This window comes from Streptomyces sp. NBC_01549 (genome assembly GCF_026339955.1).
Classification (GTDB): domain Bacteria; phylum Actinomycetota; class Actinomycetes; order Streptomycetales; family Streptomycetaceae; genus Streptomyces.
In genome coordinates this window covers 2421846-2442898 of sequence record NZ_JAPEPW010000001.1, presented here as the reverse complement: position 1 = coordinate 2442898, position 21053 = coordinate 2421846, and the positions used below count along the sequence as shown (strand labels likewise).

At 72.1% G+C, this 21053-nt stretch carries 18 protein-coding genes; 12 read left to right on the top strand and 6 right to left on the bottom strand.

Annotation, left to right across the window (positions count from 1 at the left end):
* Positions 1-42 precede the first annotated feature (42 nt).
* Positions 43-1848 (bottom strand): phosphatidylglycerol lysyltransferase domain-containing protein, encoded by a 1806-nt coding sequence (locus OG819_RS10660; RefSeq protein WP_266649094.1) that lies wholly within the window; start codon positions 1846-1848, stop codon positions 43-45.
* A gap of 223 nt (positions 1849-2071) precedes the next feature.
* Between OG819_RS10660 and OG819_RS10655 the strand changes: the two genes are divergently transcribed.
* The gene (locus OG819_RS10655) at positions 2072-3202 is read left to right on the top strand and encodes an esterase family protein (protein WP_266437866.1); all 1131 of its coding nucleotides are present in this window, start codon (positions 2072-2074) and stop codon (positions 3200-3202) included.
* A gap of 257 nt (positions 3203-3459) precedes the next feature.
* A complete protein-coding gene (locus OG819_RS10650) occupies positions 3460-4980 on the top strand; it encodes a hypothetical protein (RefSeq protein WP_266649091.1) in 1521 nt (506 codons plus the stop codon).
* A 119-nt stretch (positions 4981-5099) separates the two neighbouring features.
* Here the strand turns inward: OG819_RS10650 and OG819_RS10645 are convergent, their stop codons facing one another.
* The gene (locus tag OG819_RS10645; protein WP_266649089.1) at positions 5100-6434 is read right to left on the bottom strand and encodes a PH domain-containing protein; all 1335 of its coding nucleotides are present in this window, start codon (positions 6432-6434) and stop codon (positions 5100-5102) included.
* Positions 6431-6934, bottom strand: a complete 504-nt coding sequence (locus OG819_RS10640) for a PH domain-containing protein (protein ID WP_266437859.1) — start codon at positions 6932-6934, stop codon at positions 6431-6433. Before OG819_RS10640 ends, OG819_RS10645 begins: the two co-directional genes overlap by 4 nt.
* Positions 6935-6965: 31 nt before the next feature.
* On the opposite strand from OG819_RS10640, the gene OG819_RS10635 reads away from it, so the two are divergent.
* Positions 6966-8117: an NADH-quinone oxidoreductase subunit D gene (locus OG819_RS10635; RefSeq protein WP_266649088.1), complete on the top strand. Its 1152-nt coding sequence runs from the start codon at positions 6966-6968 to the stop codon at positions 8115-8117.
* Here OG819_RS10635 and OG819_RS10630 read toward each other — a convergent pair.
* Positions 8082-9185, bottom strand: a complete 1104-nt coding sequence (locus OG819_RS10630; protein ID WP_266649086.1) for an SAM-dependent methyltransferase — start codon at positions 9183-9185, stop codon at positions 8082-8084. The genes OG819_RS10635 and OG819_RS10630 overlap by 36 nt on opposite strands.
* A 142-nt stretch (positions 9186-9327) precedes the next feature.
* Between OG819_RS10630 and OG819_RS10625 the strand changes: the two genes are divergently transcribed.
* From OG819_RS10625 to OG819_RS10615, 3 genes are all read left to right on the top strand, one after another.
* Positions 9328-10533: a sensor histidine kinase gene (locus tag OG819_RS10625; protein WP_266649084.1), complete on the top strand. Its 1206-nt coding sequence runs from the start codon at positions 9328-9330 to the stop codon at positions 10531-10533.
* Positions 10534-10624: 91 nt separating this feature from the next.
* Positions 10625-11296, top strand: coding sequence for a response regulator transcription factor (locus OG819_RS10620; RefSeq protein WP_266437847.1), 672 nt, complete (start codon positions 10625-10627; stop codon positions 11294-11296).
* A gap of 49 nt (positions 11297-11345) precedes the next feature.
* A complete protein-coding gene (locus OG819_RS10615; RefSeq protein WP_266649082.1) occupies positions 11346-11978 on the top strand; it encodes an AAA family ATPase in 633 nt (210 codons plus the stop codon).
* Positions 11979-12032: 54 nt separating this feature from the next.
* Here OG819_RS10615 and OG819_RS10610 read toward each other — a convergent pair whose 3' ends face one another.
* Together OG819_RS10610 and OG819_RS10605 are read right to left on the bottom strand one after the other, a co-directional pair.
* Positions 12033-13139, bottom strand: coding sequence for a DUF5937 family protein (locus tag OG819_RS10610; protein ID WP_266649080.1), 1107 nt, complete (start codon positions 13137-13139; stop codon positions 12033-12035).
* A gap of 126 nt (positions 13140-13265) precedes the next feature.
* Positions 13266-14483, bottom strand: coding sequence for a beta-eliminating lyase-related protein (locus OG819_RS10605; RefSeq protein WP_266649078.1), 1218 nt, complete (start codon positions 14481-14483; stop codon positions 13266-13268).
* A 173-nt stretch (positions 14484-14656) separates the two neighbouring features.
* Between OG819_RS10605 and OG819_RS10600 the strand changes: the two genes are divergently transcribed.
* From OG819_RS10600 to OG819_RS10575, 6 genes are all read left to right on the top strand, one after another.
* Positions 14657-15589: a Rossmann-like and DUF2520 domain-containing protein gene (locus OG819_RS10600; RefSeq protein WP_266627215.1), complete on the top strand. Its 933-nt coding sequence runs from the start codon at positions 14657-14659 to the stop codon at positions 15587-15589.
* Positions 15586-16578 (top strand): pantoate--beta-alanine ligase, encoded by a 993-nt coding sequence (panC, locus tag OG819_RS10595; RefSeq protein WP_266649077.1) that lies wholly within the window; start codon positions 15586-15588, stop codon positions 16576-16578. Before OG819_RS10600 ends, panC begins: the two co-directional genes overlap by 4 nt.
* Positions 16575-18365 (top strand): L-aspartate oxidase, encoded by a 1791-nt coding sequence (locus OG819_RS10590; RefSeq protein WP_266649072.1) that lies wholly within the window; start codon positions 16575-16577, stop codon positions 18363-18365. Before panC ends, OG819_RS10590 begins: the two co-directional genes overlap by 4 nt.
* A gap of 5 nt (positions 18366-18370) precedes the next feature.
* Positions 18371-19381, top strand: a complete 1011-nt coding sequence (nadC, locus tag OG819_RS10585; protein WP_266627233.1) for a carboxylating nicotinate-nucleotide diphosphorylase — start codon at positions 18371-18373, stop codon at positions 19379-19381.
* A gap of 5 nt (positions 19382-19386) precedes the next feature.
* Complete coding sequence (locus OG819_RS10580; protein WP_266437827.1) at positions 19387-20184, top strand: type III pantothenate kinase; 798 nt, start codon at positions 19387-19389, stop codon at positions 20182-20184.
* Between the two features lie 242 nt (positions 20185-20426).
* Positions 20427-21050 (top strand): hypothetical protein, encoded by a 624-nt coding sequence (locus OG819_RS10575; RefSeq protein ID WP_266652652.1) that lies wholly within the window; start codon positions 20427-20429, stop codon positions 21048-21050.
* The last annotated feature ends 3 nt before the right edge of the window (positions 21051-21053 follow it).

Genomic DNA, 21053 nt, shown 5'->3' with positions numbered 1-21053 from the left:
TGGGGTAGGGGCCCTCGCCTCGCCCGGGCCTGTTCAAAGGGGCTACGCCGCCCTGACTCCGCGTTCCGCCACGCCGTGGGCGCACGGGCGCGGAGCCGGTGCGCGGCGGCGCAGCAGGCTCGGGAGGGCCAGGTTCAGGAAGCCCTCGGCCTGCATGGCGGCGAAGCCGATGCGCGGGAGGTCGCGGGAGGAGCCGTAGACGACGAAGCGGGGTTCCCACCGGGGGCGGAACTTCGCGTTGAACTTGTACAGGGACTCGATCTGGAACCAGCGGGAGAGGAAGACGAGCAGGCCGCGCCAGGCGCGCAGCACCGGACCCGCGCCGATCTTCTCGCCGCGTGCCAGCGCCGAGCGGAACATCGCGAAGTTGAGCGAGATCCGCTCGATGCCCAGGCGCGGGGACGCCTCGAGCGCCGCCACGATGAGGAGTTCGTTCATGCCGGGGTCGGCCGAGCGGTCGCGGCGCATGAGGTCGAGGGAGACCCCGTCCGTGCCCCACGGGACGAAGTGCAGGACGGCCTTCAGATCGCCGTACGGGCCGAGCACGTCGTCCGCCTTGTGCGCGGTGGCGATCAGGCAGTCGCTGTCGGACGGGTCGCCGATGCGGCCGAGCGCCATGGAGAAGCCGCGCTCGGTGTCCGTGCCGCGCCAGGCCTCCGCCGCCCGTCGTATCCGCTCCAGCTCGCCCTCGCTGAGGTCACGGATGCGCCGTACCCGGGTCTCGTAGCCAGCGCGTTCGATGCGCTTCACCATTTGACGCACGTTGCGCATCGCGCGCCCGGACAGGGAGAAATCCGCGACATCCACCACCGCCTCGTCGCCCAGTTCGAGGGCGTCGAGGCCGGTCTCGCGGGTCCACACCTCGCCGCCCGTCTCCGAGCAGCCCATGACGGCGGGGGTCCAGGAGTGGGCCTTGGCCTCGTCCATGAAGCGTTCGATGGCGCCGGGCCAGGCCTCGACGTCGCCGATGGGGTCGCCGCTGGCGAGCATCACGCCGGAGACGACGCGGTAGGTGACGGCCGCCTTGCCGCTGGGGGAGAAGACGACGGCCTTGTCGCGGCGGAGCGCGAAGTGGCCGAGCGAGTCGCGACTGCCGTGCTTGTCCAGCAGGGCCCGCAGTCGGGTCTCGTCGTCCTCCGTGAGCCGGGCGGCCGGGTGTTCGGGCCGGAAGGCCAGGTAGATCGTGGTGACGGCGGTCAGCCAGCCGAGCGCGCCGAGCGAGAAGGCGACCGTCCAGGACGTGGGTCCGGCGTAGTCGACGGGGCCCTCGAAGCCGACCAGGCCGTACAGGACGTGCGTGATGCGGTCGGCCAGGCTCGGGTCGCCGACCATCCGGTTCTGGTGGGCGCCGACGATGACCAGTCCGAGGACGAGGGAACCGGCGCCCATGAGGACGAAGTTGGCGAGCGCGCGCCAGCGGCTGCGCGGATCGGGCAGGGCGGCGAACTCGCTCCGGTGGCGCAGCAGCGGCGCGAGCAGCGCGACGGAGATGACGACGCCGATGATCGAGTGCCGGTACGCGAACTGGGCGACGGCACCCGCGGGCAGCAGGACCACGGCGGCCCGCCACGCCCGGCGCTTGCGGCGCCGCAGCCCATGAGCGAGCAGCAGCAGGAGTACGCCCGCGCTGAGCGACAGCGCGGCGGCGAAGGGGCCGAACGAGCCGGGCAGCACCTCGGCCATGGCGTGCATACGGCTGCGCCGGAAGCGGGGGAAGACCCCGGCGCCGATGTCCAGGAGCCCTACGAGTGTGCAGGCCCTGGCGACCAGGGTGGGGACAGCCTCTGGGCGTGGACCACGGAGTATGCGTCGCGTCCTGCCTGTTCGGTCTGGAACCTCACCCGACATTTCCCCATCTATCCTGACAGACATCGCATCCCGTAGTTCTGCGAGAGACCTTGAATCCGGTGCCATTCCGGCATCCGGCGACATTGCGCCCTCTAGGACGGTGTCTTGGGGAGTCAGGTTCACTCCCCACCGGAAAGCCGGTTCAAAAGGCAAGGAAAGTCCAGGGCAAGGCCTCGCGAAAGTGCAGGGCGGCCAGGGGCGGAAAGCGCAGGCAGGACAGCTCATGGGTCTCACGAGCAACAAGGTGCTGGTGCTGGCGGTTCTGTTCGCCGTGCTGCTGTTCGTCGGTACGGTGTGGTGGTGGCCGCGGCTGGCGCGGCGCAACTGGCGGGCCGTCAGCGGGCGGGTCGGGATGCTCCTGGCCACCCAGGTGGCGGTCTTCGTCTCGATCGGCCTGTTCGCCAACCAGGCGTTCGGGTTCTACGCCAGTTGGGCGGACCTCTTCGGTCAGGAGAGCGGCCAGGGCGTGGTCATGTACCACGGCGGCCAGAGCGACCACGGCGGCGGGCCTCTCCAGGTGGTCGGTACCCAGCCGGTGAACGTGGCGGGCGGGACCCGGCCACCGGTCGGCGGTCAGATCCAGAAGGTCGACATCGTCGGCCGTACGACGCACATCGCCACGCCCGCGTTCGTCTACCTGCCTCCCGAGTACTTCCAGGCGCGCTACCGCACCCGCACTTTCCCGGCGGTCACGGTCCTCACCGGCTACCCGGGGACCGCCGCGGCGCTCATCAAGGGCCTGCACTATCCGCAGACGGCCCACGAGTTGTCGAAGAACGGGCAGATGCAGCCGATGATCCTCGTCATGATGCGGCCGACGGTCGCGCCGCCGCGGGACACGGAGTGCGTGGACATCCCGGGCGGCCCGCAGACCGAGACGTTCTTCGCCAAGGACCTCCCGGAGGCCGTATCGGCTCACTACAGGGTGGGCAAAAAGCCCGGCAGCTGGGGCATCGCCGGCGATTCCACGGGCGGCTACTGCGCGTTGAAGCTGGCACTGCACCACCCCGAGGCGTACGCCGCCGGGGCGGGTCTGTCGCCGTACTACAAGGCACCGATCGACCCCACGACGGGCGACCTCTTCCATGGGAACAAGGAGCTGCGCAACAACGCGGACCTGCGCTGGTTCATGCAGCACAAGCCCGCGCCGGACACATCGCTGCTGGTCACCAGCAGCAAGGTGGGCGAGCACAACTACAAGGAGACGCTGAAGTTCATCAGCCTCGTGCAGTCCAAGCAGCGCACCCGGATCGCGTCGATCATCCTCGACAGCGGCGGCCACAACTTCAACACGTGGCGGCGGGAGATCCCGGCGACGCTGCAGTGGTTCAGCGGGCGGCTGAGCGACCGTTGACCGTCGTCCCCGAATACGGGGCGGCCCTCGTGATACGTGCCGCCCCTCGTGGAATTCCCCGAGTCCCTCGAATCTCCCGAATCACTCGAACTCAAGGAAATTGATCAACAAGTAGCCGCCTTGTGGGGCAAGCGGGAGCCCTTGCCGGACAAGGAGTTGCCCTTATAGGCGGCTGTGGCGGTGTGAAACCCCTGGGGTGGCCGTGTTTTTACCGGGCGGGGCTCCAAGATTCGCCTACGCGCGGTAAGTTTCTGGCCATGCCACGTGGACGTCACCGCCATTCCCCACCTCTGCACCGGCTGCTGCCTCCTTCGGCGATCGCAGGCGTCTCGCTCGTCTGTGCCGTGGGGCCCTGGCTGTTCACGGAACCAACGGTGCTCCGCGCCTTGGCCGCGGCCGCCGCGGTGACCGCCGTCGCGGGCGGTGTCGTCATGCGCCGCTGGGACACGGCGGCGGGCAAGCGGGTCGCGGACCTCACGCGCGCGCGTGCGAGTGACGAGTGGCGTCACGAGGAGCGCGTCGCCGAGCTCGAGACCGACCTCGACGAGTCGCGCGAGCTGCGCACGAAGCTCGAGCACAAGCTGCGCGCGAAGCGGGCGGAGCTGGCGGGCCTGCGCAACGAGCACGCGGCACTGCTGCGACGGTACGCCACGGCGGAGACGGAGCGGGCGAGCGCCCTGGAGGGACGCCGGCTGCTCGAGATAGAGACGGTGGCCCCCGCTCGCGCGCTGACCGCCGGGGCGGAGACCGTGGAGTCCGCGGAATCCGTGGACGCCGTCGACTCGGCGGAGCCGGAGGCTCCCGAGGGCGTGGCTGCCGAGGACGAGGACTTGAACGAGGGTGCGGGCGACGGCGCCGGCGAGGACACGGACGACGGCGGCACCGCCGAAGACGTGACCGCCGCGGAGGCGGAGAACGCCGCCGAGGAGCCGACGGACGCGCCCGCGTCCGCCCAGGTCTTCTCCCCGGCCGGGTCGTCGCTCTTCCTGCGCGCCAGCACCGCGCTGAGCCGGATCACGAACGGCGAGGCGGCGACCGAAGTGTCCCTCGCGGACACCGAATCGGACACCGACCCGGATACCGACACGGACGCCGACCCCGACACCGATCCGGACGACGACGCGAAGCCCGGCGCCGAGGCCGAAGTCGACGTCGACTCCCAAGCGGGCTCCGAAGCCGAGGTCGAAACCGAAGCCGCCTCGGATTCCGCGGCCGAGTCTGGTGCCGATGCCGATGCCGCTGCCTCCGGTTCCGACGAGGGAGAGCACGCCAAAGGAGAGTCCGCCAAGGGAGGGTCCGTCAAAGGAGAACCTCCGACCGACGGCCCTCCGAAGGGCAGCCGCCCCCTGACCGACGCCAAGCCGGCGGCGCTGCCCGTTCCCGCCGCGCGCGCGGTGTCCGTCGAGGCGGAGCCCCCCGCGCAGGCGCCCCACCCCGTGAAGCCGTCGAAGCCGGCCCGTGCCTCCGGGCACTTCACCGTGCCGACGGCGGTGGCCGTCGCCCCGGCCGCGCCCGTGCGGCGCCCCTCGGTCGAGGGCGGTTTCGACTTCTTCGGTACGCAGAAGGGGACGTCCTCGGCGGCCATGGAGGTCATGCAGAACGAGGACCTCGCGGACGTGGTCGGACAGGAGGCGCTCGCGCTGCACAAGGCCGAGGCCGAGTCCGGCTTCAAGCCCGTCGACGAGGGGTCCCGCGGTGTCGGTCAAGTCATCGACCTGACCGCGCACGACGAGACCGAGCAGATCGACCTGGCGGAGCTGCGGACCGCGGCTTCCTGAAGCCGCCTGGCACGTGGCTCACGCAGATGAGGGCAGTGGCTCAGGCCACTGCCCTCACGCCGTCCCAGGCCGCACGCCGGCGCATGTCAGCGCATGTCAGCGCACGTCGTCTCAGGGTCTCAGGCCATCCACCGGTCCGGCCGGGCCTCCCGCCGCCCCGTCCGTGACCGGTCGGCCTGCGACTGAAGCAGCTCCGCGGCCTCCGAGGCGTCCCGCAGCCGCGCCGTCACCGTCTTGTCGGCCCCCGTGTCCACGTGGACGTCGGCGACGCCCTTGAAGCGCTCCCAGGGCCCCTGTGTCAGCCGTACGCTCTGCACCTTCGCGTGCGGCACGAGCGAGAGGCGGCGGCGCAGCAGCCCGTGACGCGCCGCGAAGACGGTGTCGGTGACGGCGAGCCCGTAACCTCGCCACCACAGCGGCACGCACCACCAGGCCCGGCGCGGCGGCCGGGACAGGGCGGACGGCACGGTCACCCCGGGGAGCACCCCCGCGATCACCGACTCGGCGACCTCGCGTGGAGCGACGGGCACGAGGACGGAGTTCGAGGAACCCGCCACGTCGAGTTCCACCCGCACCCACCCGCGTCGCCGCCACAGCAGCGGTTCGACGATCCGTACGGTCTGCACGCGTCCGGGCGGCACCGTCTCGTGCGTACGGTCGAGGAGGCCGTGGTCGATGCGCAGCCCGTCCGGGGACTCGCCCACCGTCCAGTCGTACTCGGCGACGAACCGCCCCACGCTGCTCGCGCCCGCGGCGCCGAGCAGCGGCACCCCGGTGGCGAGGACCGTCCACACGCTGTGGGTGGTGAACCACAGGAACGGGGGCACGACGAGCGCGGCGGCCAGGGAGCCCCAGGTGGCGCCGGTGAGGACGAGGGAGACGGCGAGGAAGCCCGCCGGGACGTGCAGCAGCTGCCGCACCGGCGCCTCGCCGACCTCGTGAGCCGTCTCGGGGGCGAAACCGGCGGCGCGGGCGAGGAGTTCGGCGCGCAGGGTGCGGGCCTCGTCCTCGCCGAGAAAGGCGAGTTCGTCCTTCTTGTCCGTTCCTATGACGTCGAGTTTGAGCTTGGTGACGCCCGCGACGCGGGCCAGCAGCGGCTGGGTGACGTCGACGGCCTGCAGCCGGTCGAGCCGGATGTGCGCGGTGCGCCGGAACAACAGGCCGGTACGGATGCGCAGTTCGGTCTCGGTCACCGCGAAGTGCGTGAACCACCAGCTCAAAAAGCCGTAAAGGGCGGCCGCCGGGACGATCACGGCGAGACCGATGAGCAGCGCGGTCGTCGTCAGCCTGGTCAGCTGCTCCTGCGCCTGGTTGGGGTCGTGGACGGCCCACCCGGCGACCACGGTGACCGGCGCCCAGGCGCGCCGGAACGGTGTAACGGGGTGCAGCCGCCGCTCCACCAGCGGCTTCTCCTCCGGTATGGCGTCCTCCGCGCCCGGCGCCGGCGTGCTCACAGCCCCGCCGATCGGGCCTCGCCCAGCTCGGTCAGCCGGTCGCGCAGCCGCTCGGCCTCGGCCGGGTCCAGACCCGGGATGCACGCGTCGGTCGCGGCGGCCGCCGTGTGCAGCTGCACGCTCGCGAGCCCGAAGTGCCGCTCCACGGGCCCGGAGGTCACCTCGACCAGCTGCATCCGCCCGTACGGCACCACGGTCTCCTCGCGGAACAGCACACCCCGGCTGATCAGCAGGTCGTCCGCGCGCTCGGCGTACCGCCAGGAGCGCCAGTTGCGCCCCAGCATCCGCCAGCCCCACACCATCAGGGCGAGCGGCAGCAGCGCGAAGGCCGCCCACGCGGCGCCGGCGAACACCCCGAGAAGCAGCCCCAGGGCGATCGTCAGCAGTCCCAGCCACACCACCAGCAGCAGCCGGCGCATCCGCAGCAGTCCCGGTGGCAGTCCGGTCCAGACCGGCTCCGCCGCCGTGTTTCCCGCGGTCTCCGCGCTCCCCGTATCCATGCCGCAAGGGTACGTACGACAGACTGTCCTCATGACTCCTACGACGGAGACCATGGTCGGTATCGGCGGCGCCGCGGAGAGTACCGACATGGTGCTCAACATCGGGCCCCAGCACCCGTCCACGCACGGCGTGCTGCGGCTGAAGCTGGTCCTGGACGGTGAGCGGATCCAGCACGCGGAACCGGTGATCGGTTATATGCACCGTGGCGCGGAGAAGCTCTTCGAGGCCCGTGACTACCGCCAGATCGTCATGCTCGCCAACCGCCACGACTGGCTCTCCGCCTTCTCGAACGAGCTGGGCGTGGTCCTCGCCGTGGAGCGGATGCTCGGCATGGAGGTCCCCGAGCGCGCGGTGTGGATGCGCACCCTGCTCGCGGAGCTCAACCGGGTCCTGAACCACTTGATGTTCCTGGGCTCGTACCCCCTTGAGCTGGGCGGGATCACCCCCATCTTCTACGCCTTCACGGAGCGCGAGGAACTCCAGCACGTCATGGAGGAGATCTCCGGCGGGCGCATGCACTACATGTTCAACCGCGTCGGTGGTCTCAAGGAGGACCTCCCCGCCGGATGGACCACCCGCGCGCGTGGCGCCGTCACGGCCCTGCGCTCGCGGATGGGCGTGTACGACGACCTGGTGCTCGGCAACGAGATCTTCCGGGGGCGTACGCGGGGCGTGGGCACCCTCGCCCCGGAGGCCGTGCACGCCTACGGAGTGAGCGGGCCGATCGCGCGCGCCTCGGGCGTCGACTTCGACCTGCGCCGGGACGAGCCGTACCTCGCCTACGGGGAGCTCCAGGACACCCTGAAGGTCGTCACCCGCCAGGAGGGTGACTGCCTGGCGCGCTTCGAGTGCCTCCTGGAGCAGACGCACAACGCGCTCGATCTGGCCGACGCCTGCCTCGACCGGCTCGCGGGCCTTCCGGCCGGGCCGATCAACCAGCGCCTCCCGAAGGTCCTGAAGGCGCCCGAGGGACACACCTACGCCTGGACCGAGAACCCCCTCGGGATCAACGGCTACTACCTGGTCAGCAAGGGCGAGAAGACGCCGTACCGGCTGAAGCTGCGCTCGGCCTCGTTCAACAACATCCAGGCGCTGGTGGAGCTGCTGCCCGGGACGCTGGTGGCGGACATGGTGGCGATTTTGGGGTCACTGTTCTTCGTGGTCGGGGACATCGACAAGTAGGCCGTCGGCCGGTGGAGCGTCGGCGAGCGGGCCGTCGATCATCGGGTTCGCAATTCCCACCGGCTGGAGGAGCCAGCCGAAGTCGCCCAGGCCGCCGGTCGCGGTGAGCTCGGCGGCCTCCCCCGCCCCGGCGAGAGCGCGTACGTAGGCGGCGGGGTCCTTGGCGGCGAGCGTGAGCGCCGGCCGGGCGCCGCTTATGCCGAGCGCGCGCAGTGCCGCCCGCTGGGTCACCACGCGCCCCCCGGGCAGCGCGCAGGCGTCCAGCGCCACATGCGCCGTGATGTCGCACGAACCGTCCGGGACGGGCACCGTCTCCCTGCCCTCGCGGAAGCCGGTGAGCGTCCCGTAGGGCGGGCGCGCCGCGGCGAAGTGCGCGTAGTCGACAGCGACGGCGAGACCCCGGTCCAGGGAGGCGACCGCACTGGCCCAGGCGGTGTCCCTGGGGAGGCCGATCTCGGCGCGGGCCCCCTCGAAGGGCGCCTCTTCGGAGGGCGTCCCTGGGAAAGGCGCCTCTTCGGGGGCCAGGGGCCACCACCTCCGCAGCCACTCCGCCTCCGCCCCGGCCACGGGGTCACCCAGGCGCTCGGCCCCGTCGTCATCCCGTACGAGAACCAGCCGGGGTACGCCCGTCGCGTCCACCTCCGCCACCTCCACCGGCACGTTGTCCAGCCACTCGTTGGCGAACAGCAGCCCGGTGATCCCCTCCGGGGGCCGAGTGAGCCACTCGACCCGGTGATCGAGACCGGCGGGGCGGTCGGCACGTTCGACGGCGTACCCGCGCGCGCGGGAGGCCACTTCGGCAGGGAGCGCGGCGAGGACGGCGGCCACCAGCTCACCGCGGCCCGCCGCCATGTCCACGAAGGCGAGCTCGGCGGGGCGGCCGAGGGCCTCGTCGACCCGGCACAGCAGCCGGGCCACGGCCGCGGCGAACAGCGGGGACGCGTGCACCGACGTACGGAAGTGGCCGGCCGGCCCCTCGGGCCCGCGATAGAAGCCGCAGGGCCCGTACAGGGCCTCCTCCGTCGCCTCGCGCCAACCTCGCCACTCACCTGTCCCCACACGCCTCACCGGGCCAGGCTAGGCCCTGTCGAAAGACGGGCACTATCCGTCTCGGACGGGGGAGCATCCACCTTGGGGAGTACGAGCGCCCTTCGCGGATCGACCCTCCGGTTGACCCCTGCACGCTGCGTGCTTCCCTACTCTGGGTTACGTGCAGCGCCTTTATGACTTCCTCCGCAGGCACCCGACATGGGTCGACAGCTTCTGGGCCGTCGTCCTGCTCGGGATCTCCGGCGTGAGCCTGAGCAATGTCAACGGCGCCGCTGATCAGCGCGGGTCGCTCGCCGCGGCGCTCCCGATCGCCGTCGTACTGAGCGCGGTCGTCGCGCTGCGCCGCCTCATGCCCGAGAAGATGCTGGTGCTGGCCGCGGTGGCAGGTGTCGCACAGGTGATCCTGGATGTCCCGTCGGCGCCTGCGGACTTCGCGATGCTGGTGATCATCTATACCGTCGCCGCGGACGGTGCCCGCTGGGCTTCGCGCCTCGGGCTGATCGGCGGCCTGTGCGCGGCGACCGTCGGGCAGCTCCGCTGGCCCCTGAAGGATCAGGGCCCGCTGGGCGCCGTCCTGATAGTGATCTTCCAGACGGTTCCCTTCGCGCTCGCCTGGGTCCTCGGCGACTCCATCCGCACCCGCCGCGCCTACCTCGCGCAGCTGGAGGAGCGCGCCGCCCGTCTGGAGAAGGAGCGCGAGGCGCAGGCCAAGGTGTCCGTCGCCGCCGAGCGCGCCCGGATCGCCCGTGAGCTGCACGACGTGGTCGCGCACAACGTCTCGGTGATGGTGGTGCAGGCCGACGGTGCCGCGTACGTCATGGACACCGCCCCCGAGCAGGCCAGGAAGGCCCTCGAGACCATCTCCGGGACCGGTCGCCAGGCCCTCGCCGAGATGCGCCGCCTGCTCGGCGTGCTGCGCACCGGCGAGCACCAGGAGAGCGGTGAGTACGTGCCGCAGCCCGACGTCGAACAGCTCGACGACCTCATCGAGCAGTGCCGCACCTCGGGCCTGCCCGTCGACTTCAAGGTCGAGGGCACCCCGCGCCCGCTGCCCAGCGGGGTGGAGCTCACGGCGTACCGCATCGTCCAGGAGGCGCTCACCAACACGCGCAAGCACGGCGGCCCGAACGCGGGCGCGAGCGTGCGCCTGGTCTACTTCGACGACGGGCTCGGGCTGCTCGTCGAGGACGACGGCAAGGGCGCGCCCCACGAGCTGTACGAGGAGGGCGGCGCCGACGGCCAGGGGCACGGCCTGATCGGGATGCGCGAGCGTGTCGGTATGGTCGGCGGCACCCTGGACGCGGGGCCGCGCCCGGGTGGAGGCTTCCGCATCAGCGCCCTGCTGCCGCTCAAGCCGGCTCACTGACACCTGTAACGATACCTTTTGGCCATTTCCAAAGCCTTTTAACCGTTGTTCTAAAGCCTTTTGACCGCTGATGGAGAGGGAAGAGACCCCGATGGCGATCCGCGTGATGCTCGTCGACGACCAGGTGCTGCTGCGCACCGGCTTCCGGATGGTGCTCGATGCCCAGCCGGACATGGAGGTCGTGGCCGAGGCGGGCGACGGCGTCGAGGCCCTCCAGGTCCTGCGGTCGACGGCGGTCGACGTGGTGCTGATGGACGTCCGCATGCCGAAGCTGGACGGTGTGGAGACCACCCGACGCATCTGCTCGGATCCCAACCCTCCGAAGGTGCTGATCCTCACCACCTTCGACCTCGACGAGTACGCCTTCTCCGGGCTGAAGGCGGGCGCCTCCGGCTTCATGCTCAAAGACGTGCCGCCCGGCGAGCTGCTCGCCGCCATCCGCTCCGTGCACAGCGGTGACGCGGTGGTCGCGCCCTCCACCACCCGGCGCCTGCTCGACCGCTTCGCGCCGATGCTGCCCAACGCCGGCAAGGAGCCTCAGCACAAGGAGCTGGAGCGGCTCACCGACCGTGAGCGCGAGGTGATGATGCTGGTCGCGCAGGGCCTGTCGAACGGCGAGATCGCGGCCCGGCTCGTGCTGTCCGAGGCCACTGTGAAGACGCACGTGGGGCGCATCCTGACCAAGCTGGGGCTGCGGGACCGGGTGCAGGTGGTGGTCCTCGCCTACGAGACGGGGCTCGTACGGGCGGGCGGGCAACGCTGATGGTCGGTTGCGTGACCGCGGCGTGACCGGGGTCCACTAAGGTCTGCGCATGCTCCTGTGGATCAACGGCCCTTTCGGGGGCGGAAAGACACAGACCGCACACGAGATCCAGCGACGGCTGCCGGGCAGCGTCGTCTGCGACCCGGAAGACGTCGGTTTCGGTCTGCGCCGCATGCTGCCGCCCGAACTGCGCGGGAACTTCCAGGACTTGGCGTCCTGGCGGCAGGGGGTGGTCGAGGTGCTCGACCTCGCCCTCGGCAAACACGACGGCGTGGTCATCGCCCCCATGACGGTCACCAACGCCCGCTATTTCGAGGAGACGGTCGGGCGACTGACCGAACTGGGCCACGACGTACGGCACTTCGCGCTCCTCGCCGAGCGCGAGACCGTGCTGAAGCGGCTGCGCGAGCGCGGCTTCGGACACCTCCTTCAGTACGTCGCGGGGAAGGACGCCCCGCTGCGGCGCGAGAGCTGGGCCGTGCGGCAGCTCGACGACTGCCTGGAGCGGCTGCGCGAGCCGGAGTTCGCGGAGCACCTGTGGACCGATCACACGACGGTCGCCAAGACGGCCGACCGGATCGCCGTGCTCGCGGGGCTGACGCTGAGGCCGAACACGGACGGGGTGGTGCGGGGGCGGCTGCGGCGGGCGTGGACCGGCGCCAAGCACATCCGGTTCGACTGATCCTCCGCGGCGCCGGACAACGGGGGCGTCGGGTTCGGCGTGGTGCTGCCGGGCTCAGCGCAGGATGCCCTCCAGGAAGTCGCTGCCCAGCCGGGCCACGACACTGACGTCCAGCTGGTGCAGCACGTACCGCCCGCGGCGCCTCGTGGTGATCAGGCCCGCCTTCTTGAGCACGCCCAGGTGCCGGGATATCTCCGGGGCCGTCATCCCGTTCACCTGCGCCAGCTCACCCGTCGTGAACGCGCTGCGGGCCAGACTGCGGCAGATCCGCATCCGGACCGGATGGGACAGGGCTGTCATCCGCAGGGTCAGCTGCTCCAGCGAGAACGGTGCAGCGAGCTCCGGGGAACCGACCGGGTAGTGCAGCACCGGCTGCCAGCCGTAGCGGTGCAGCACCATCAGGTGCGGCCAGCCGAGACTGGTCGGCACGAGGAGGAGCCCGCCCTCCCCGGTGGCCGTCTGGCCCTGGCCCAGCTTGTCGACCGTGATCGTCCGGCCGGTCTCGTCGAGCGTCATCGCCGGGGACACCGAGGCCACGGCCTCGGCCAGGCCCTTGTGCCGCAGGAGGTCCGTCTTGTGGCGGGCGTCCGCCGCGAGCTGGTGGCGCAGCCGGGACCAGGTCTCGGCGAAGAAGGCCTCGTCGCAGTCCTCCAGGAACTGCCGCAGCCATGCCCGGATCTGCGGCGGATCGTCCAGCAGCCGCTTGCTGAACCGCACCTGCTGGGGTCCGCGCGCGGCGGCCAGCTCCAGGGCGCGCCGCTGCAACTCGGGGTCGGAGAGCGTGTCCCGGCCCGGCGCCGCGTACGGAAGCGCGCAGGTGAACTCCAGGGCGGCGTCCACGAACTGCTCGTCGGTCAGCTTGTCCAGCAGGTCCAGCTCCTCGGCGAGCGTGGCGCCCGGGAGCGTGGTCCCGCCGGGAATCCCCGCGTACGGCAGGAACAGGTCCGAGAACGTCGTCCGCCACAGGAAGTCGGCCTCGCACATCCGGTCCGCGAGATGCGAGTCGAGCCGGGCTGTCACGCCGGTCGCCCAGCCCTGCAGCCCGGGGTGGTGACCCGGCTCGGACAGCGCGTGCAGCGCCATGCAGAGCTCGGCCAGGGGCGACGGCACGACGGAGATCCGCTCCTGCCGCAGCCCGGTGACGTCGATGCGCACGCTCATGACCTCATGGTGCACCCCGCCACCGACAACGCCGCCGCCGATTGACGGCGACCGTCAATCGGGGCGGCGGCCGCGCAAGACGGTCGCGATCCGGGATCACAGCCCGTCGCCGGTCTTCGCGCGGGGTCAGCCGGGCAGTCGCTCCACGAACTCCCGGACGGCCGCCCGTACGTCCTCCGCCGTCCACTCCAGGCCGGGCGCCGCCACCGTGACCTCGGTGAGCGCGAGCCCCGGACCGCCCCGCATCCAGCTCTGGGAGAAGAGCGAGGTCTTCGTCTCCTCGGTCTGCCGCAGGGCCGCGTCCGTGAGAACGTCGGGGTCGTACGGCAGCCAGACCTGGAACTGATGGGTGTGTGGCTCCTCCGGGTGGACGCGCGCCCAGGGGACCTTGGCCTCCGCGAACCCCTCGCGCAGAGCGGCGGCGACCACGCGCGCGTGGGCCACGTACTCCGGCAGGCGGGGCAGCTCCCGCTCCAGGCCGATGAGCGCGGCGAGGACGGTGGGGAACTGCTGGAGGATCATGCCGCCGTACCGGTGCCGCCAGGTCTTCGCCTCGTCGATCAGCGTCTTCGGGCCCGCGATCGCCGCCCCGCCGAAGCCTTCGAGCGACTTGTAGAACGACACGTACACGCTGTCCGCGAGGCCCGCGATCTCGTCCAGAGGGCGGCCGAAGTGCGTCGTGCACTCCCACAGGCGGGCGCCGTCGAAGTGGACCACCGCGTCACGGTCCCGGGCGGCCTCCACGACCCGGGACAGCTCCTCCCAGGAGGGCAGCACAAAACCGGCGTCCCTGAGAGGCAGTTCGAGCAGCAGCGCCCCGAAGGGTTCCTCGAAATCCCGTACCTCCTCGGCGGTGGGAAGCCGGGGCTCGTCGGTCACCCGCACCGGGCGCAGGCCGCTGACCTGGCTGAACGCATGCCGTTCATGGACCTCGGGGTGGCCGAGCGCATGAAGCGCGACGGTCGGGTTCCCGGTGCGGCCCGCCCAGCAGCGCAGGGCGACCTGCTGGGCCATGGTGCCGGTGGGGAAGAAGGCGGCCGCCTCCTTGCCGAGCAGGCCCGCGACCCGCTCCTCCAGGGTCTCGACGATCTGGTCGCCGTACAGGTCGACGGGGCGGTCGAGGTCGTACACGCCTTCGGCGCCGTTGTTCAGCCAGGCCAGCCGTGTCCGCACCGTGTGCAGGTGGCTGGGCCGCCACAGCAGGCGCCGGGCCGCCCGCAGCGCGGCACCCCGCCGCTCCCGCAGCCGCTCGGCCGCGTCGTGCGGGTCCTGGCCCGCACTCTCCGGGTCCTGGCCCGCCGTCTCCGGGTCCTGCCCCGCCGTCGCTTCCGCCGTATCGCTCATCCCCGGATGATGCCGCGCGCCGCCCCGCCTCGGCACCCCGATTTCCCCACCCCCCGCGACCTGCGGAAACCCACAGCCTGTGGACAACGAAAACGGCGCTCGAACCAATCGCGTTAACATGACGAGAAATCGTCCGGTACCCCGAGCGGACTGGAACGGAAGGCCGCCGTCGAGTGAGTACATTCCCCCAGCCAGACCCCAAGGACCGCCCCGCGCGGCTCACCGTCGGCGTTGTCGGCGCGGGCCGCGTCGGCCCCGCCCTCGCCGCGGCCCTCCAGCTCGCCGGGCACCGTCCGGTGGCCGTCTCCGGGGTGTCCGACGCCTCCAGGCGGCGCGCCGCGCTGCTCCTGCCCGACGTGCCGCTGCTCTCCCCGGCGCAGGTCATGGAGCGCTCCGACCTGGTCCTGCTGACCGTCCCGGACGACGCCCTGCCCGGGCTCGTCGAGGGGCTCGCCGAGACGGGCGCCATCCGGCCCGGACAGCTGCTGGTGCACACCTCCGGGCGGTACGGCGCGCGAGTGCTCGACCCGGCGCTCAGGGCGGGCGCCCTGCCGCTCGCGCTGCACCCCGCCATGACGTTCACCGGCACCCCGGTGGACGTGCAGCGGCTCGCCGGATGCTCCTTCGGGGTCACCGCGCCCGAACAGCTGCGCCTGGCCGCCGAGGCCCTGGTCATCGAGATGGGCGGCGAGCCCGAGTGGATCGCGGAGGAGTCCCGCCCGCTGTACCACGCGGCTCTCGCGCTCGGCGCCAACCACCTGGTGACCCTGGTCGCCGAGTCCATGGAACTGCTGCGCACCGCCGGCGTGGAGGCCCCCGACCGGATGCTCGGCCCGCTGCTCGGCGCCGCCCTCGACAACGCCCTCAGGTCGGGCGACGCCGCCCTCACCGGGCCCGTCGCGCGCGGGGACGCGGGCACGGTCGCCGCGCACGTGGCCGAACTGCGCAAGCACGCCCCGGGAACCGTCGCCGGCTATCTCGCGATGGCCCGCGCGACCGCCGACCGGGCGCTGGCCCACGGACTGCTGAAGCCGGAACTCGCCGAGGACCTCCTCGGGGTACTCGCCGACGGCGCGACCCTGCCCGACGACGGGAGCGACCGATGACCACCACCCTGCTGCGCACCGCCGACGAGCTGCACGCGCGTGTACGCCGCGGCCGCAGGGCCGTCGTGATGACCATGGGCGCCCTGCACGAGGGCCACGCCACGCTGATCCGCGCCGCCCGCGAGATCGCCGGACCCGAGGGCGAAGTCGTCGTCACGGTCTTCGTGAACCCGCTCCAGTTCGGCGCGGGCGAGGACCTCGACCGCTACCCGCGCACCCTCGACGCCGACCTCAAGATCGCCGAGGAGGCGGGCGCGGACGCCGTGTTCGCCCCCTCCGTGGACGAGGTCTACCCCGGCGGCGAGCCCCAGGTCCGCCTCTCCGCGGGCCCCATGGGTGCGCGCCTGGAGGGCGCCGTGCGCCCGGGCCACTTCGACGGCATGCTCACCGTCGTCGCCAAGCTGCTGCATCTCACCCGGCCCGACGCGGCGCTCTTCGGGCAGAAGGACGCCCAGCAGCTCGCCCTGATCCGACGGATGGTGCGCGACCTGAACTTCGGCGTGGAGATCGTCGGCGTGTCCACCGTGCGCGAGGAGGACGGGCTCGCCCTCTCCAGCCGCAACCGCTACCTCTCGCCCGAGGAGCGGCGCACCGCGCTCGCCCTCTCCCAGGCCCTCTTCGCGGGCCGCGACCGGCACGCCGCCCAGGAGGCCCTGCGCGCCCGGGCCCGCGAAGTGCCCGCCACACGCGCGCGTGCCGAGGCGCTCAGCGCGATCGGCGAATCCCGCGCCGCCGCCGACGCGCACGCCGTCGCCAAGGCCGTACCCGGCGGCCCCTTCGCCGTCCGCGCCGCCGCCCGCCTCGTCCTGGACGAGGCCGCCCGCCTCCAGCCGCCACTGGCCCTGGACTATCTGGCGCTGGTCGACCCGTCCGACTTCACCGAGATCGAGGACGACTTCACCGGCGAGGCGGTCCTCGCCGTCGCCGCCCGGGTCGGGACGACCCGCCTGATCGACAACCTCCCCCTCACCTTCGGAGCCGCCTCGTGACCGGCACAGGCACAGGTACAGGTACACCCACGGAAACCGGCATACGACTGCACGCGCCCGCCCCCGGCTGGGCGCTCACCGCGGACGTGGTGGTCGTCGGCTCCGGCGTCGCGGGCCTCACCGCGGCGCTGCGCTGCGAGGCGGCGGGCCTGAAGACCGTCGTCGTCACCAAGGCCCGCCTCGACGACGGCTCCACGCGCTGGGCACAGGGCGGCATCGCCGCGGCCCTCGGCGACGGCGACACCCCCGAGCAGCACCTCGACGACACCCTGGTGGCGGGCGCGGGCCTGTGTGACGAGGACGCCGTACGCATCCTCGTCACCGAGGGCCCCGACGCCGTACGCCGCCTGATCGAGACCGGCGCCCACTTCGACGAGTCCACCGAAGGCGAGCTGGCACTCACCCGCGAGGGCGGTCACCACCGCCGTCGCATCGCGCACGCCGGCGGCGACGCGACCGGCGCCGAGATCTCCCGGGCACTCGTCGAGGCGGTACGCGCGCGTGGCCTGCGCACGGTCGAGAACGCGCTCGTCCTGGACCTCCTCACGGACTCCGACGGCCGCACCGCGGGTGTGACCCTCCACGTCATGGGAGAGGGCCAGCACGACGGCGTGGGGGCCGTCCACGCCCCCGCCGTGGTCCTCGCCACCGGCGGCATGGGCCAGGTCTTCTCCGCGACCACCAACCCGTCGGTCTCCACCGGCGACGGGGTGGCACTCGCCCTGCGCGCCGGCGCCGAGGTCAGCGACCTCGAATTCGTCCAGTTCCACCCGACCGTGCTGTTCCTCGGCCCGGATGCCGAGGGCCAGCAGCCGCTGGTGTCGGAGGCGGTACGCGGCGAGGGCGCCCACCTGGTCGACGCGGACGGCGTGCGCTTCATGGTCGGCCAGCACGAGCTGGCCGAACTGGCGCCCCGGGACATCGTCGCCAAGGGCATCATGCGGCGCATGCAGGAACAGGACGCCGAGCACATGTACCTCGACGCCCGGCACTTCGGCGCCGACATGTGGGAGCACCGCTTCCCGACCATCCTCGCCGCCTGCCGTGCCCACGGCATCGACCCGGTCACCGAGCCCGTCCCGGTCGCCCCGGCCGCCCACTACGCCTCCGGAGGCGTCCGTACGGACGCCCGCGGCCGCACCACGGTGCCCGGCCTCTACGCATGCGGCGAAGTCGCCTGCACCGGCGTCCACGGCGCCAACCGGCTCGCCTCCAACTCCCTCCTGGAAGGCCTCGTCTACGCCGAGCGCATCGCCGCCGACATCGCGCGCAGCCGCTCGGAAGACGGCCTCCACGCGCGTGTGCCCGTCCCGGTCCCGCACCCCGAGAAGCCCGCGCACCCTCTGCTCGCCCCCGAGGCCCGGTTCGCGATCCAGCGGATCATGACGGAGGGAGCCGGTGTGCTGCGCTCCGTCGAATCCCTCGAGACCGCCACCGGCCGGCTCCAGCAGCTCCACGCCGACGCCCGTGACGCCCTCGACGAGAACGGCAAGACCTCCGAGCCCGGAGTCGACACCTGGGAGGCCACCAACCTCCTGTGCGTGGCCCGGGTCCTGGTCGCGGCCGCGCGCCTGCGCGAGGAGACTCGTGGCTGCCACTGGCGCGAGGACCACGCCGACCGCGACGACGCAGACTGGCGCCGCCACATCGTCGTACGGCTGAATCCGGACCGCACGTTGACCGTACACACCACGGACACCGCAGACTTCCCCCCGACCCTCCCGGAAACCCCCGGCTCCCCCCGACCCGGGGGGACCCCCGTGCCCCAGCGCCTTCAGGAGCAGTGACAGCAGTGAGCACCCCCGACCTTCCCCTCGTCCAGAGCGGCGGCTGCGGCGACGGCTGCGGCTGCGGCGCCGAAGCGGACGACGACGCGTACATGGAGTGCGGCCTCGACCCCGCGCTCGCCCAGCTCCTCGCCGACGCCGGGCTCGACCCCCTGGAGGTCGAGGACATCGCGAACGTCGCCATCCAGGAGGACCTCGACCACGGCGTGGACGTGACGACCGTCGCGACCATCCCCGAGGACGCCGTCTCCACCGCCGACTTCGTGGCCCGTGACGCGGGAGTCGTCGCGGGCCTGCGGGTGGCCGAGGCGGTCATCTCCGTGGTCTGCACCGACGAGTTCGAGGTGGAGCGGCACGTCGAGGACGGCGACCGGGTCGAGGCGGGCCAGAAGCTCCTCAGCGTCACCACCCGTACCCGCGACCTCCTCACCGCCGAGCGCAGCGCGCTGAACCTGCTGTGCCGGCTTTCCGGCATCGCGACCACCACGCGCGCGTGGGCGGACGCCCTGGAGGGCACGGACACCCGCGTGCGCGACACCCGCAAGACGACGCCGGGCCTGCGCGCCCTGGAGAAGTTCGCCGTGCGCATGGGCGGCGGCGTCAACCACCGCATGTCGTTGTCGGACGCGGCACTGGTCAAGGACAACCACGTGGTCGCCGCCGGAGGCGTCGCCCAGGCCTTCGAGGCCGTCCGCGAGGCCTTCCCGGAGGTGCCGATCGAGGTCGAGGTCGACACGCTGCACCAGCTGCGCGAGGTCGTGGACGCGGGGGCCGACTTGATCCTTCTCGACAACTTCACGCCCGTCGAGTGCGAGGAGGCGGTGGCCATCGTGGAGGGCCGGGCCCTTCTCGAGGCCTCGGGGCGGCTCACCCTCGCGGGCGCCGGGGTGTACGCGAAGACCGGCGTCGACTTCCTTGCAGTGGGCGCGCTGACCCACTCCTCGCCGATCCTGGACATCGGCCTGGACCTGCGCGAGGCGTCGACGGACCGGACCTCGACGGACGAGGCGGAGTAGGACTCATGCTGCTCACCATCGATGTCGGCAACACGCACACCGTCCTCGGTCTCTTCGACGGCGAGGAGATCGTCGAGCACTGGCGCATCTCCACGGACGCCCGCCGCACGGCCGACGAGCTCGCCGTGCTCCTCCAGGGCCTGATGGGCATGCATCCGCTGCTCGGCGAGGAACTGGGCGACGGCATCGACGGCATCGCGATCTGCTCGACAGTCCCGTCCGTCCTGCACGAGCTGCGCGAGGTGACCCGCCGCTACTACGGCGATGTCCCCGCTGTGCTGGTGGAACCCGGCATCAAGACCGGCGTACCGATCCTGATGGACAACCCCAAGGAGGTGGGCGCCGACCGCATCATCAACGCGGTGGCGGCCGTCGAGCTCTACGGGGGACCGGCCATCGTCGTCGACTTCGGTACGGCGACCACCTTCGACGCGGTCTCCGCGCGCGGGGAGTACACGGGCGGTGTCATCGCGCCCGGCATCGAGATCTCCGTCGAGGCGCTCGGGGTGCGGGGGGCACAGCTGCGCAAGATCGAGCTGGCCCGGCCGCGGGCGGTCATCGGCAAGAACACCGTCGAGGCGATGCAGTCCGGCATCATCTACGGGTTCGCGGGCCAGGTGGACGGGGTCGTCAACCGGATGGTCCGCGAGCTCACCGAGGATCCCGACGACGTCACCGTCATCGCCACGGGTGGCCTGGCTCCGATGGTTCTCGGCGAGTCCTCCGTCATCGACGAACACGAGCCGTGGCTCACGCTGATCGGGCTGCGCCTGGTCTACGAACGCAACGTGTCCCGTACCTGACCCCCCGCCAGGGACGCGGGGAACTGCCTGAGCAACCCCACCGCCCCGCAGGCGAAGGGATCGGGTGGATCGGGTGGATCGGGGTTCGGGGCGGAGCTCCGTCGGGGGTCGGCGGGTGGTCCACCGGCCCGCGGTCGACCACCCGCCGACCCCCGGAGGGACACGCGCAGGCGCTATGCGGATTTTGTCTGATTAGCGCGTATCGTCGCCGCATGCCCACGCCCTACGGATCCCGCGGCGGCATGGCGTTCGGAGCGCAGGAGCTGCTTGTGCTCCGTCGCGCTCTCGCCCTCGCCCTCCACCCCACCCCCGCCTCGGCCGAAGACGTCCAGGACTGCCTCCGTCTCGCCGAGTCCGTCGACGAGGCGACCCGCGAGGGAGCCAGGCTCAGGGCCTTCCTGCTGGCCGACCTCGCCCGCTACCGGGCCGCCCTGCCCGGTACCGCCGCCGGCTACCTCGTCCTCCTGGAGGAGGCCCTCGGCTCGGGCTACCGTCCCAACCCCGACGACCTCGCCGCGCTGCGGGCGCTGCGCGGCAACCCCACTGCCGCCGCCCTCCTGGACCGCTGCCGCACCCACGCCGAGCAGGACGTCCGTACCCGCCCCGCGGGCCACGGCCCCACGCCCACGGTCCCGGCGTCCCGTACCCGCCTGACGGCTCTCCCCGGGGGCCTGGCCGGGACCTCGGCCGCGGAGGAACCCGCGAAGAAGCCCGCGGGCAGTCCCGCCACCGAGCCGCGGCCGCAGTCCCCGGCCAGGAGCCCGCGTCCGGACCGTCCGATCCCAACCCCGGGCGAGGTCTTCCCGCCGAAGCGAAAGCCGGCGCCGCCACCGGCGAACCCGCCGCAGCAGCTCGCCGCGGGCTAGCTA